At 61.4% G+C, this 14263-nt stretch carries 13 protein-coding genes; 6 read left to right on the top strand and 7 right to left on the bottom strand.

Features of this window, described 5'->3' with window-relative positions; genetic code table 11:
* Positions 1-67 precede the first annotated feature (67 nt).
* The 5 genes from bioD to bioB all read right to left on the bottom strand — a co-directional run bounded on the left by bioD (position 68) and on the right by bioB (position 4590).
* Entirely contained in the window at positions 68-748 is a 681-nt protein-coding gene (gene bioD / locus KVH01_RS07620) for a dethiobiotin synthase (protein ID WP_043049738.1), read from the bottom strand.
* Complete coding sequence (bioC, locus tag KVH01_RS07615; RefSeq protein WP_043049739.1) at positions 745-1557, bottom strand: malonyl-ACP O-methyltransferase BioC; 813 nt, start codon at positions 1555-1557, stop codon at positions 745-747. The genes bioD and bioC overlap by 4 nt, the downstream gene beginning before the upstream one ends.
* Positions 1550-2281, bottom strand: coding sequence for an alpha/beta fold hydrolase (locus KVH01_RS07610; RefSeq protein ID WP_217880945.1), 732 nt, complete (start codon positions 2279-2281; stop codon positions 1550-1552). The genes bioC and KVH01_RS07610 overlap by 8 nt, the downstream gene beginning before the upstream one ends.
* Entirely contained in the window at positions 2274-3455 is a 1182-nt protein-coding gene (bioF, locus tag KVH01_RS07605) for an 8-amino-7-oxononanoate synthase (protein WP_217880944.1), read from the bottom strand. The genes KVH01_RS07610 and bioF overlap by 8 nt, the downstream gene beginning before the upstream one ends.
* A gap of 79 nt (positions 3456-3534) precedes the next feature.
* Entirely contained in the window at positions 3535-4590 is a 1056-nt protein-coding gene (bioB, locus tag KVH01_RS07600) for a biotin synthase BioB (RefSeq protein WP_043049742.1), read from the bottom strand.
* Positions 4591-4682: 92 nt separating this feature from the next.
* Between bioB and KVH01_RS07595 the strand changes: the two genes are divergently transcribed.
* The 5 genes from KVH01_RS07595 (at position 4683) to rarD (ending at position 10431) form a co-directional block, all read left to right on the top strand.
* The gene (locus KVH01_RS07595; protein WP_217880943.1) at positions 4683-5420 is read left to right on the top strand and encodes a ComF family protein; all 738 of its coding nucleotides are present in this window, start codon (positions 4683-4685) and stop codon (positions 5418-5420) included.
* Positions 5421-5477: 57 nt separating this feature from the next.
* Positions 5478-6242, top strand: coding sequence for a TOBE domain-containing protein (locus KVH01_RS07590; protein WP_217880942.1), 765 nt, complete (start codon positions 5478-5480; stop codon positions 6240-6242).
* A gap of 79 nt (positions 6243-6321) precedes the next feature.
* Complete coding sequence (locus tag KVH01_RS07585) at positions 6322-8220, top strand: PhoX family protein (protein WP_217880941.1); 1899 nt, start codon at positions 6322-6324, stop codon at positions 8218-8220.
* A gap of 168 nt (positions 8221-8388) precedes the next feature.
* The gene (locus tag KVH01_RS07580; RefSeq protein WP_217880940.1) at positions 8389-9363 is read left to right on the top strand and encodes a serine/threonine protein kinase; all 975 of its coding nucleotides are present in this window, start codon (positions 8389-8391) and stop codon (positions 9361-9363) included.
* 183 nt (positions 9364-9546) lie between these two features.
* Entirely contained in the window at positions 9547-10431 is an 885-nt protein-coding gene (gene rarD / locus KVH01_RS07575; protein WP_217880939.1) for an EamA family transporter RarD, read from the top strand.
* Positions 10432-10653: 222 nt separating this feature from the next.
* Here the strand turns inward: rarD and KVH01_RS07570 are convergent, their stop codons facing one another.
* Complete coding sequence (locus KVH01_RS07570) at positions 10654-11166, bottom strand: glycine cleavage system protein R (RefSeq protein WP_124402118.1); 513 nt, start codon at positions 11164-11166, stop codon at positions 10654-10656.
* 267 nt (positions 11167-11433) lie between these two features.
* Here KVH01_RS07570 and KVH01_RS07565 point away from each other — a divergent pair, with 267 nt between their 5' ends.
* On the top strand, positions 11434-13611 hold the full coding sequence (locus KVH01_RS07565) for a malate synthase G (RefSeq protein ID WP_217880938.1): 2178 nt from the start codon (positions 11434-11436) through the stop codon (positions 13609-13611).
* Between the two features lie 161 nt (positions 13612-13772).
* On the opposite strand, the gene KVH01_RS07560 is transcribed toward KVH01_RS07565, so the two are convergent.
* Positions 13773-14219 carry a response regulator gene (locus KVH01_RS07560; protein ID WP_043049748.1) on the bottom strand — a complete coding sequence of 149 codons (447 nt, stop codon included), beginning with the start codon at positions 14217-14219 and terminating at the stop codon, positions 13773-13775.
* Positions 14220-14263: the final 44 nt, after the last annotated feature.

The raw sequence follows: 14263 nt of genomic DNA, 5'->3' as shown, positions 1-14263 counted from the left end.
AACCAGACATCCTGGCAAAAGGCCCGTCAAAAACACTAATGGCATATTGCCTTAGCGATAGCCAAAATCAGTCAAGCAGGTCCAGCTCCAGGTACTCGGCCACTGCGGCGGCCCCGGCATGTTTGAGTTTCGGCACTCGCCCCAGGCAAGGCGCGGGCAAGCGCTCAGCCAGGGTTGCGAGATTTTCTTCCAGACGGGAGGTCTTGGGGTCGATGATGTTCGCCACCCAACCCGCCAGCGGCAAGCCGTCCCGTGCGATGGCTTCGGCGGTGAGCAACGCGTGGCTGATACAACCCAGGCGCACCCCAACCACCAGGATCACCGGCAGCTTGAGCGCTATGGCCAGATCCGACAGGTTGGCCTGGTCAGCCAAGGGTACGCGCCAACCGCCCGCGCCTTCGATCAAGGTGAAATCTGCCCCCCGTGCCAGGACTTGCTGCATGGGTTTGAGCAGTGATTGCACCGTCAACGCGACACCCGCCTCGCGCGCAGCCAGATGCGGCGCGATAGCCGGCTCGAATGCTACCGGGTTGACCTCGGCATAGCTCAGCGACACGGAACATTCGGCCAACAGCGCCAAGGCATCGGCATTGCGCAAGCCTTGGGCAGTCAGTTGGCAACCCGACGCCACCGGTTTTCCGGCTGCCGTACTTTTACCTGCCAGCCTGGCGGCATGCAGCAGGCCAGCCGCAATAGTGGTTTTGCCCACATCGGTGTCGGTGCCGGTGATGAAATAAGCGGCGCTCATGCAGGTTTCTCCAATACGGCATACACCACTTGGTAGGTAGCGGGCAGGCCCTGGGCCTGGCGCAACTGCTCGTAAGCCTCGACCAATGCCATAATCCGTGCGCGGCCCGTTAACCCTCCCGGGCGGCCAGGATTGAGGTTATGGGCGCCCAAAGCCTTGAGTTCGTGGGTCAGGCTGCGCACATCCGGGTAATGCAGCACATGGGGCTGCCGCTCCAGGCTTATCACCCGCAAACCACTGGCCGCACACAGTTGTTGATAAGCCTCGAAAGTGCGGAAGCGATTGACGTGGACCAAGCCGTCCGCCGCCCGCCAGCTTTCGCGCAGTTCATCCAGGGTGCCTGTGCACAGGCTCGCGAAGGCCAGCACACCGCCCGGTTGCAATACCCGACGAGCTTCACTGAGTACTGCATCGAAATGTGCGCACCATTGCACCGCCAGGCTGGAGAAGAGCAACTCGACGCTGTCAGCCTTAAGCGGCAAGCGTTCCGCATCACCGGCGATGAAGTGCTGCGCACCGCCCAAAGGCCGCGCATGGTTGAGCATGCCTTCGGCGATATCCAGCGCGATGCCTTCGCTTACAGGCAAACGCTCACCCAGTACCCGGCTGAAATAGCCCGTGCCGCAGCCCATATCCAGCCAGCGTTGTGGCCAAAGGTTGGATGGCAAACGGTTGAGCAATTCATGCCCCACCGCCCGCTGCAACTCGGCCACGCTGTCATAGCTGGCCGCTGCACGGGAAAACGAGGCGGCGACGTGGCGCTTGTCCGGCAATGCGCCAGGCAGACAGGGATGGGATAAATCAGTCATCAACACACTCATGCAAAAAAGCCTGGATGGCCCCCGCTACACCGTGGGGGTCTTCCAGGAGAAACGCGTGACCGGCCTGTTCAATCAGGCCGACTTCTACATCGGGGAGCAATGCCAGCAGGTCACTGGCGGCTTCGGCAGGCACCAGCCCATCCAAGCCGGCAAACACATGCAACTGCGGCCCGCGAAATGCCTGCAAGGCGGCTCGGGTATCCAGTTGGGCCAGCAGCTCCAGGCCTGGCATCAAGACGCTCGGGGATGTATTCGGCGCACCGCTGACCAGCAATCGCGACAGTCCGCGGGGGTCTGCAGCGCCCTTGGCGCACAGCAGGCCGAAGCGCTTGAGCGTGACCTGGGAGTCGGCATTGCAGCCCGCCAGGAATGCATCGAAGGTCTCGGCCGGCATCCCGTGGGGCCAGCCGTCGTGGGCGACGAAACAGGGGTTGCTCGCCAGAGTCAGCAGACCGCAGCAACGCTCGCCGCGCCGCGCCGCCAGTTCTGAAGCGAGCATGCCGCCCAAGGACCAACCACCGAGCCAGACGTTGTCCGGCAGCGTGGCATCGAGCTCGTCGAGCCATTCACCCACATCACTGGAATCCAGCGCCGGCAAAGGCTCGATTTGTACCCGCAGATGCTCGTTCAGGCCGTGCAGTGCAGCGGCCAGCGGCTCCAGCGGCGACACACCAAGCCCCCAGCCGGGCAGCAATATCAGTCGATTACGCATGGTCGCGCTCCGAGGCGCCTAACAAGCGGAAACACTCTTCCAACCCGTTTAACAATAGCTGCACCTGCGCCTCGCTGTGGGCTGCCGTTAATGTCACCCGTAAGCGAGCAGTTCCGGCGGGCACGGTAGGCGGGCGGATCGCAGTTACCATCAGGCCGCGCTCGCGCAACATTTGCGACAGGCGCAACGCCCGGGCGCTGTCACCAATCAGGATCGGCTGGATCGGCGTAAAGCTGTCCATCAACGCCAGACCCATCTGCTCTGCGCCCTGGCGGAACTGGCGGATCAACCCGTTGAGGTGATCGCGGCGCCACTGTTCATGGCGCAACAGCTCCAGGCTTTTCAGAGTGGCGCAGGCCAGTGCCGGGGGTTGGCTGGTGGTGTAGATATACGGGCGGGCAAACTGGATCAGGCTTTCGATCAACTCCTCGCTGCCAGCCACAAATGCCCCGGCGGTGCCGAAGGCCTTGCCCAAGGTGCCAACCAGCACCGGCACGTCGTCCTGGCTCAAGCCAAAATGTTCGACGATACCGCCTCCATGGGCGCCCAGCGGGCCAAACCCATGGGCGTCATCCACCATCAGCCAGGCACCTTTGGCCTTCGCTTCACGGGCCAGCGCGGGCAGATCGGCCAGGTCGCCGTCCATGCTGAACACACCATCGGTGACCACCAGCGTACTGCCAGTGGCCTTCTCCAGGCGCTTGGCCAGGCTGCCCGCGTCGTTATGCAGGTAGCGGTTGAACCGCGCTCCGGACAGCAAGCCGGCATCCAGCAATGACGCGTGGTTGAGACGGTCTTCCAGCACCGTATCGCCCTGCCCCACCAATGCCGTGACCGCGCCGAGGTTGGCCATGTAGCCGGTAGTGAACAGCAGCGCACGCGGGCGCCCGGTCAAATCAGCCAGGGCTTCTTCCAACTCATGGTGCGGCGTGGCGTGGCCCACCACCAGATGCGAAGCGCCACCGCCCACGCCCCAACGGGCCGCTCCGGCGCGCCAGGCCTCGATCACCTGCGGGTGATTGGCCAGGCCCAGGTAATCGTTATTGCAGAACGCCAACAATGGCTGGCCATCCACCACCACTTCGGGCCCTTGAGGGCTCTGCAGCAGCGGGCGTTGACGGTATAGATGTTCGGCACGGCGGGCAGCGAGGCGCGCGGCGAGATCAAAAGACATGCAGGCCTCGATTTGGCGGGTTCAACTGGATCAAATAATGTGGGAGCAAGCCCCCTCCCACATTGGGCCCCCATTTCAATCAGACGACAGCGTTATAGAACTGCTCGCTGCTCTTTTGCTCCACCAGCGCCTGCTCGATCGCCGCTTGGTGCACTTCATCGGCATGCTCTTCGCGAGCTTCAGGCAGGATGCCCAGGCGTGCGAACAGTTGCATGTCCTTGTCAGCCTGCGGGTTGGCGGTGGTCAGCAGTTTGTCGCCGTAGAAGATCGAGTTGGCGCCGGCAAAGAACGCCAGGGCCTGCATCTGCTCGTTCATGGCCTCGCGGCCGGCGGACAGGCGCACGTGGGATTTCGGCATGAGGATGCGCGCCACCGCCAGCATGCGGATGAAATCGAAAGGGTCGATGTCGTCGGCGTTCTCCAGCGGCGTACCGGCAACCTTTACCAACATGTTGATCGGCACCGACTCCGGGTGCTCGGGCAGGTTGGCCAACTGGATCAGCAGGTTGGCGCGGTCGTCAAGGGACTCGCCCATGCCGAGGATGCCGCCCGAGCAGATCTTCATCCCCGAATCACGCACGTAGGCCAGGGTTTGCAGGCGCTCGCCGTAGGTACGGGTGGTGATGATCGAACCGTAGAACTCCGGCGAGGTATCGAGGTTGTGGTTGTAGTAATCCAGGCCAGCCTGGGCCAGGGCCTCGGTCTGGTCCTGGTCGAGGCGCCCGAGGGTCATGCAGGTTTCCAGGCCCATGGCCTTCACGCCTTTGACCATCTCCAACACGTAGGGCATGTCCTTGGCCGACGGGTGTTTCCACGCCGCGCCCATGCAGAAGCGCGTCGAGCCGATGGCCTTGGCGCGGGCGGCCTCTTCGAGGACCTTCTGCACTTCCATCAGCTTTTCTTTTTCCAGGCCGGTGTTGTAGTGGCCCGACTGCGGACAATATTTGCAATCTTCCGGGCAGGCGCCGGTCTTGATCGACAGCAAGGTCGATACCTGCACGCGATTGGCGTCGAAATGCGCGCGGTGCACGGTCTGCGCCTGGAACAACAGGTCATTGAATGGCTGCACGAACAGGGCTTTGACTTCGGCTAAGGACCAATCGTGACGCAGGGTGGCAGAGGTGCTGGCGCTCATGGGCGATTCCTTGATTATTCTTTGGCAAGCGCTGCGGGAAGGGCAATACCCACAGGCACGACACGGATGCCCGGCATATTTAAGGAAGAATCATGCACTGTCAACCTGAGCACAAACACCAAGTCTACATCTGGTCAAAAATTATACAGAGCTGCTTGATCTGCGATGAATGCACTGAGTCAGTCGAAAGTGTGTGCAATGCCTGCGAAACAGAATTGCCATGGCTGATAGAGCAGTGTGAGCGCTGCGCCCTGCCCTTGCCGATGGAAGGGTTAATATGCGGGCAGTGCCAGAGGCACCCACCGGCTTTCAAGCAGGTCGTCACGCCATGGACCTATAACTTTCCCATCGACACCCTCATCAGCCGCTTCAAGCATCAGGCCCGTTGGCCGCTGGGGCGCATGCTGGCACGCCTGCTAGCGCAACACCTGCAACACCGCTTCGACAACGCTGAACTTGACCGACCCGACCGCCTGTTGCCGGTGCCCATGGCCCGTAAACGTCTGCGCGAGCGCGGCTTTAATCAAGCGTTGATGGTGGCCCGCTGGCTCAGTAAAGCTCTCGATATTCCCTACCATGAACACGCGTTATTACGCCCTCATGAAACCGTCGCGCAGCAAGACTTGGATGCCAAGGCGCGCAAACGCAACCTGCTCAACGCCTTTGCCCTGGCACCCGACGCCCACGTAGCAGGGCAACACCTGGCATTGGTAGACGACGTACTCACCACCGGCGCCACGGCCCACAGCCTGGCGCGATTGTTGATAGGTGCCGGCGCACGCCAGGTCGACATTTATTGCCTGGCCCGCACACCCAGACCCGGCGCCTGACTTGACTCTCCTGCGCCAGGACGGCAACGTCCGCTCATCTCATCCAGACGTATGCCCATGTCCCTGCCCAGCCCCCTCAACCAGCACATCATCCGTCGCCCCCAGCGCATTGCCCTGCTGGGGCATATCGCCGAGCAGGGTTCCATCACCCGTGCGGCCAAAAGCGCCGGGTTGAGTTACAAGGCTGCCTGGGACGCCATCGACGAGCTGAACAACCTGGCGCAAAAACCGCTGGTTGAACGCAGCGTCGGTGGCAAGGGTGGTGGCGGCGCCAAGCTGACGCAAGAAGGTGAACGGGTGTTGCGCCTCTACCAGCGCCTGCAAGTGTTGCAGGCCGAGCTGCTCGGTTCGGACGAAGCGGCCAGTGACTTCAACCTGCTCGGCCGCTTGATGCTGCGCACCAGTGCGCGCAACCAATTGCACGGCCAGGTCATCGCCATCGACAGCCATGGGCGCAATGACATGATTCGCCTGCAGCTGGCCGGCGGTCTGCATCTGGACGCGCAGATCACCCACGACAGCACCCAACGACTGGAACTGCAGATCGGCGTGGAAGTGGTCGCCCTGATCAAGGCCGGGTGGCTTGAGTTACTGGCGATCGGGCAGACTGAAACACCTGGACACAATTGCATGAGCGGTGTGATCGAGACGATTCTCGACGCGCAGGACGGCCCCAGTGAGGTGCGTGTCGCCCTGCCCAACGGCCAGGTGCTATGCGCGCTGGCACCGCCCGCTGCGCTCCAGGCCCTCAATGCGATCGAGGGTCAGCCAATCCGCGTGCAATTTGCCCCCAGCAACGTGTTGCTCGGCACGCCGGTGTAGTGGGCGAACGTCTTCAAACTGCAACAATCTGGTCACAAGTGCTGCTTAAGGTGTCTGCAAAAACCGCAGGGAGCCTGAGATGAGCCTATTAGAAGAAAACCAAGCCACTGACCTTGAACAGATGGTCGGCCTCACCCGTCGTCGCTTTATCGGCGCAGGTGCCCTGTGCGGCGCGGCGATGTTCCTGGGTGGCAACTTGCTGAGCCGCAGCGCCCTGGCTGTGAATGCCACATCTGCCAGCCCATTGCTGGGCTTCGCCAGCATCGCCGCCGCCACCAGCGACACCATCACCCTACCCCCTGGCTACAGCGCTTCGGTGTTGATCAGTTGGGGCCAGCCACTGCACAAGAACGCGCCGGCTTTCGACCCGTCCGGCAATGGTACGGCCAAGGCGCAGGAACAACAGTTCGGCGACCACAACGACGGCATGAGCCTGTTTCCCTTCCCGGGCGACAACAACCGCGCGCTGATGGCGATCAACAACGAGTACACCAACTATCGCTACCTCTTCGCCCACGGCGGTGCACCGCAATCGGCTGAAGAGGTACGCAAGGCCCTGGCCAGCGAAGGCGTGTCGGTCATCGAAGTACGGCGCAAGGGCGACACCTGGCAGTTCGTCCAGGACTCGCGCTACAACCGGCGCATCCACGGCAATTCACCGATCCGCTTGAGCGGCCCCGCCGCCGGCCATGACTGGCTGAAAACCCGCGCCGACAAAAGCGGCAAGCAAGTCCTCGGCACGTTCCAGAACTGCGCCAACGGCAAGACCCCCTGGGGCACCTACCTGACCTGCGAAGAGAACTTCACCGACTGCTTCGGCAGCAGCAACCCGCAACAAGCTTTCGACGCCGGGCAGAAGCGCTACGGCGTGGTAGCCGCCAGCAAAGACATCAACTGGCACCCGCACGACCCACGCTTCGACATGGCCCAAAACCCCAATGAACTCAATCGCCATGGCTGGGTAGTGGAAATCGACCCATTCGATCCGCAATCCACTCCGGTCAAGCGCACGGCACTGGGTCGCTTCAAGCACGAAAACGCCGCCCTCGCCGAGACCCGCGACGGCCGCGCCGTGGTGTACATGGGCGACGATGAGCGCGGTGAGTTCATCTACAAATTCGTCAGCCGCGATCAGATCAACCACGACAATCCGAAAGCCAACAAAGACCTGCTCGACCACGGCACCTTGTACGTGGCCATCTTCGACGTCGGCGACGGCGATGCCGATCGTCCCAAAGGCAAAGGTCAATGGGTTGAACTCACCCATGGCAAAAACGGCATCGACGCCAGCAGCGGTTTCGCCAACCAGGCCGAGGTGCTGATCCACGCACGCCTGGCCGCCAGCGTGGTGAAAGCAACACGCATGGACCGCCCGGAATGGATCGTGGTCAGCCCCACCGACGGCCAGGTTTATTGCACCCTGACCAACAACGCTAAACGCGGCGAAGACGGCCAGCCGGTGGGCGGGCCCAACCCACGGGAGAAAAACCTCTACGGCCAGATCCTGCGTTGGAAGGCCGACGCCGATAACCACGGCGCCACGGACTTCACCTGGGACTTGTTCGTGGTGGCCGGCAACCCTGGCGTGCACGCCGGTACGCCGAAGGGTGGTTCATCCAATATCAGCCCCCAGAACATGTTCAACAGCCCCGACGGTCTGGGTTTCGACAAAGCGGGGCGCCTGTGGATCCTGACCGATGGCGACTACAGCAATGCTGGCGACTTCGCGGGCATGGGCAATAACCAGATGCTGTGTGCCGACCCGAGCACCGGGGAAATCCGCCGTTTCATGGTTGGGCCGGTGGCGTGTGAGGTGACAGGCATCAGCTTTGCACCGGACCAGAAGACCTTGTTCGTGGGGATTCAGCATCCGGGTGAAACCGGTGGTTCGACCTGGCCGGAGCATTTGCCCAATGGCAAGCCGCGTTCGTCGGTGGTGGCGATTCGGCGGGATGATGGTGGGGTTGTCGGCGCCTGACAGGGCCTCATGGGGGCGAGCCCCCTCCCACAATTCTGAATTGCGAATACATTCAAGTGTGGGAGGGGGCTTGCCCCCGATTGCAATAGCACAGCCACCACCTATCCCTGCCCCGGTGCGTTACCATACCCGGCCCGACGCGGCGCCCTGCTGCGCGCAGGAGTTCGCATGGCCCACCCGTTTGAAACCCTCACCCCTGACCTGGTCCTTGACGCCGTTGAAAGCATCGGTTTCCTCAGCGACGCACGCGTATTGGCACTCAACAGCTACGAAAACCGCGTGTACCAAGTGGGTATCGAAGACGCCGAGCCGCTGATCGCCAAGTTCTACCGGCCCCAGCGCTGGACCAACGAGGCGATCCTGGAAGAACACCGCTTCACCTTCGAACTGGCCGAATGCGAAGTACCGGTCGTAGCGCCGCTGATCCACAACGGCGAAAGCCTGTTCGAACACGCAGGTTTCCGCTTCACTCTGTTCCCGCGCCGTGGCGGCCGGGCGCCTGAGCCGGGCAATCTCGACCAGCTCTATCGCCTCGGGCAATTGCTGGGCCGTTTGCACGCAGTGGGTTCCACCCGCCCGTTCGAACACCGTGAAGCTCTGGGCGTGAAGAATTTCGGTCACGATTCCCTCAACACCTTGCTTGAAGGCAACTTCATTCCCAAGAGCCTGCTGCCGGCCTACGAGTCCGTGGCCCGTGACCTGCTCAAGCGCGTGGAAGAGGTGTACAAGGCCACGCCGCACAAGAACATTCGCATGCACGGCGATTGCCACCCGGGCAACATGATGTGCCGCGACGAGATGTTCCATATCGTCGACCTTGACGACTGCCGCATGGGCCCGGCGGTGCAAGACCTGTGGATGATGCTCGCCGGCGACCGTCAAGAATGTCTGGGCCAGCTGTCGGAACTGATGGATGGCTACCAGGAGTTCCACGATTTCGACCCGCGCGAACTGGTCCTGATCGAACCTCTGCGCGCCCTGCGCCTGATGCACTACAGCGCCTGGCTGGCACGCCGCTGGGATGACCCGGCGTTCCCCCACAGCTTCCCGTGGTTCGGCAGCGAGCGGTATTGGGGCGATCAGGTGCTGGCGTTGCGTGAGCAGCTATCGGCGCTCAACGAAGAACCCCTCAAACTCTTCTAACCGCTTTTGCTTTTAATGTGGGAGGGGGCTTGCTCCCGATAGCGGATTATCAGGTGCCATATTTCTCAACTGACAGTCCGTATCGGGAGCAAGCCCCCTCCCACATAAAGCAAAGCGGGCCCCACTGCTGCACAAATATCCTTACAATCGCGCTTTGTTAGCTGCCTAAGCAAGGATTCTGCAATGCAAGCCGCCAACCCTCGCAAGGGGTACATCCTGGGCCTGAGTGCCTACGTCATCTGGGGTCTGTTCCCGCTCTACTTCAAAGCCATCGCCAGCGTACCCGCCGCCGAGATCATCGTGCACCGTGTGCTGTGGTCAGCGCTGTTCGGCGGTTTGCTGCTGGTGGTGTGGAAACATCCCGGCTGGTTCCGCGAGTTGCGCGACAACCCCAAGCGCCTGGCGATCCTGGCTCTCAGCGGTTCGTTGATTGCGGCTAATTGGCTGACCTACGTATGGTCGGTGAACAGCGGGCGCATGCTCGAGGCCAGCCTGGGTTACTACATCAACCCGCTGGTGAATGTGCTGCTGGGCATGCTGATCCTCGGTGAACGCCTGCGGCGCCTGCAATGGATAGCGGTGGGCCTGGCGGCGGTGGGCGTTGCGCAACAGGTCTGGCAGGTCGGCAGCTTGCCATGGGTGTCGCTGGTGCTGGCGTTGACCTTCGGTTTCTATGGCCTGATTCGCAAGCAGGCGCCGGTCAAGGCATTGCCCGGGCTGGTGGTGGAGACCTGGATGCTGGTGCCGATTGCCGTGGCGTGGTTGCTGTTCAACCCGTCGGCCCATAGTGCGCAACTGGAATTCTGGAGCACCTCCGAAGCCTGGTGGCTGGTGGCCGCAGGCCCGGTCACGCTGATCCCACTGGTGTGCTTCAACGCCGCCGCTCGGCATTTGCCCTACACCGCACTGGGCTTTTTACAATACGTCGCGCCGACCCTGGTGCTGTTGGAAGCCGTATTGCTGTTCGGCGAACATCTGGCGCCGGCCACACTGATGGCCTTCGCTTTCATCTGGGCCGGCCTGGCGGTGTACAGCCTGGATGCCTGGCTGAGCGTGCGCAAACGCTGATCAAATAATGTACAACCCCCTGCAAGCCACGGCCTTCGTGGCTTGCAGCGTTCCACCCCAAGGTTATCCACAACCTGATCCCCGCCATGTGTGCACAAGTCCTTGAAACTGCTCGTTTTTTGCTCAACTAGCGGAGAAGCACGGCCGGCGTGGGCTGGCGCCGGGTCTCTACAGGTTATCCACAGGCCCATGCAAGATTTCCATGCATAACCTTGTGGATCGTTACTCCTCCTGACGCAGCTCCACCATCAAGTCATCGGCCAAGGTTTCCAGCGATGCTTGCAAAGTCTCCAGCGACAGGCTCGCTGGCACCTGCAACAACGCTTCGGCATTAAACAGCGGATCACCACTCATGGGCGCCGGGCGCACATCGGTACTCAGGCGTTCCAGATTGACGCCCTGCTGGCTCAACAGCGCGGTGATCTCACGCACAATGCCCGAGCGATCATTGCCCACCAGCGTCATCACAATCGACTTGGACACCGACGCTTGCCCGGTGCTGCCCTCGCCCACCAGCGCACGTATGCCATGCGTGGATAAATCCTCCAACGCGCCCACCAACGCCTGACGCTGCTCGGCCGGCACGCTGACCCGCAGGATCCCGGCAAACTGCCCGGCCATATGTGCCATGCGGCTTTCCAGCCAGTTACCGCCGTGGGCGGCGATGGTCTGGGCGATGCGTTCCACCAGCCCGGGTTTGTCGGCAGCGATAATTGTGAGTACAAGATGGTCCATGGCAACGCCCTCTGGAATTCAATCTACAAGGTGGACCCGGGAGCCCTCGAAAACAAATCGTGTACCATTTTTAGATTTATCTGGAACAATCTAATAGTTTTTTGAGAACATCTGATTCTCCACTGTGACCGTACGACCAAAGTGGGTCGCTAAACGACGTATTTAGTCTAATTTTCACAACCGCAAGTCATCATGTAGTATGCCCAACCGTGCACTACATAATGAAAATCTGAAAAAGCGCATAAGCTCCGCAGAGTGAGGCAAGCAATGACTGAACACGTTCAAGTCGGTGGCCTGCAGGTCGCCAAAGTCCTGTTCGACTTCGTGAACAACGAAGCCATTCCCGGTACCGGCATCACTGCCGACCAGTTCTGGGCCGGTGCTGATAAGGTTATCCACGACCTGGCACCGAAGAACAAAGCCCTACTCGCCAAACGCGACGATTTCCAGGCGCGGATCGATACCTGGCACCAGACGCACGCCGGCCAGGCGCATGACCCGGTGGCCTACAAAGCCTTCCTGCAAGACATCGGATACCTGCTGCCAGAGGCCGCAGACTTCCAGGCCTCGACCCAAAACGTCGACGATGAAATCGCGCACATGGCCGGCCCCCAGCTGGTAGTGCCGGTGATGAACGCCCGCTTCGCCCTCAACGCCTCGAATGCGCGCTGGGGCTCGTTGTATGACGCGCTCTATGGCACCGACGCCATCAGCGAAGCCGACGGTGCCGAGAAGGGCAAGGGCTACAACAAAGTGCGTGGCGACAAGGTCATCGCCTTCGCCCGTGCGTTCCTTGACGAAGCCGCGCCGCTCAGCGCCGGCAGCCACGTCGACTCTACAGGTTACAAAATCGTCGATGGCAAGCTGATCGTCAGCCTCAAAGGCGGCAGCAACAGCGGCCTGCGCGACGATGCGCAATTGATCGGCTTCCAGGGCCCGGCGGCCGAGCCGATTGCGATCCTGCTCAAGCACAACGGCCTGCACTTCGAGATCCAGATCGACGCCAGCACCCCAGTCGGCCAGACCGATGCGGCGGGCGTCAAAGACGTGCTGATGGAAGCCGCGCTGACCACCATCATGGACTGCGAAGATTCCGTCGCCGCCGTGGATGCCGATGACAAGGTGGTGATCTACCGCAACTGGCTCGGCCTGATGAAGGGCGACCTGGCCGAAGAAGTCGCCAAGGGCGGCAAGACCTTCACCCGCACCATGAACCCTGATCGCGTGTACACCGGCGTGGATGGTCAGGACGTGACGCTGCACGGCCGTTCGCTGCTGTTCGTGCGCAACGTTGGCCACCTGATGACCATCGACGCAATCCTCGACAAAGACGGCAACGAAGTGCCGGAAGGCATTCTCGACGGCCTGCTCACCAGCCTGGCGGCGATCCACAGCCTCAATGGCAACAACACACGCAAAAACAGCCGCACCGGCTCGGTGTACATCGTCAAGCCGAAGATGCACGGCCCGGAAGAAGCCGCGTTCACCAACGAGCTGTTCGGTCGCATCGAAGACGTGCTCAACCTGCCACGCAACACCCTCAAAGTCGGGATCATGGACGAGGAGCGCCGCACCACGGTCAACCTCAAGGCCTGTATCAAGGCGGCCAGCGAGCGCGTGGTGTTTATCAACACCGGCTTCCTCGACCGCACCGGCGATGAAATCCACACCTCCATGGAAGCCGGCGCGATGGTGCGCAAGGCGGCCATGAAGGCGGAAAAATGGATCGGCGCCTACGAGAACTGGAACGTCGATATCGGCTTGAGCACTGGCCTGCAAGGTCGTGCACAGATCGGTAAAGGCATGTGGGCGATGCCCGACCTGATGGCCGCGATGCTCGAACAGAAAATCGCCCACCCACTGGCCGGCGCCAACACCGCCTGGGTGCCGTCGCCGACCGCAGCGGCGCTGCATGCGCTGCATTATCACAAGGTCGACGTATTCGCCCGCCAGGCTGAACTGGCCAAGCGCGAGCGTGCGTCGGTGGACGACATCCTCACCATTCCCCTGGCCAGCAACACCGACTGGTCTGAGGAAGAGATCCGCAACGAACTGGACAACAATGCCCAGGGCATCCTTGGTTATGTGGTCCGTTGGATCGACCAGGGCGTCGGCTGCTCGAAAGTGCCGGATATCAACGACATCGGCCTGATGGAAGACCGCGCCACCCTGCGTATCTCCAGCCAGCACATCGCCAACTGGTTGCGCCACGGCATTGTCAATGAAGCCCAGGTGATGGAAAGCCTCAAGCGCATGGCGCCGGTGGTGGACCGCCAGAATGCCGGGGACGCGTTATACCGCCCACTGGCTCCGGATTTCGACAGCAACATCGCGTTCCAGGCGGCGGTGGAGTTGGTGATTGAAGGGACCAAGCAGCCTAATGGGTATACCGAGCCGGTGTTGCACCGCAGGCGTCGGGAGTTCAAGGCTAAAAACGGCCTGTAATGAAAAAGCCCTGATCGAGAGGTCAGGGCTTTTTAGTTGGGTTGAGGGTGACTGAACTAGCGCAATCGGGAGCAAGCCCCCTCCCACATTCTTGAAGTGTTCGCAGTTCAACATGTGGGAGGGGGCTTGCTCCCGATGAGGCCATCACAGCCTCACAAAAATCAGGATGCCATCCCCAACTCCCGCTTCACCAACTTCGCCAACTTCACGCTATCAATCGGCTTGAGCAAGAAATCCACCACGCTCAAATGCATCGCATCGATCACATCCGGCGCCTCCGCGTCCCCCGACATGATGATGATGGGCAGCGCCGCCCGGGTCGACTCACGCACCTGGCGAATCAACTCCAGACCGTTGCTGGGCTGCATGCGCAGGTCAGTGATCAGCAAACCGATGGAGCTGCTCGATTTCAACAAATCCCACGCCGCCGCACCACTGTCGGCGGTCATGCAGCGAATACCGTCCAGCCCCAGAATCTCCGCCAGCAGTTCACGCGCATCCTTGTCGTCGTCCACGATCAGCACGCGTTGTGGCGGTAAATCAGGCTCCAGCATCACGGCGCTCAGCGCCTCGCGCTCGGCATCACTCAAAATATCGTGGTCGGTCATACGTTTCTCAGCGGTTCTAATCAATCTCCCAGCACTCGTCAGAC

Origin of the sequence: Pseudomonas khavaziana, from assembly GCF_019145205.1 — a bacterium.
Classification (GTDB): domain Bacteria; phylum Pseudomonadota; class Gammaproteobacteria; order Pseudomonadales; family Pseudomonadaceae; genus Aquipseudomonas; species Aquipseudomonas khavaziana.
This window is presented reverse-complemented; position numbering and strand designations above follow the sequence as displayed.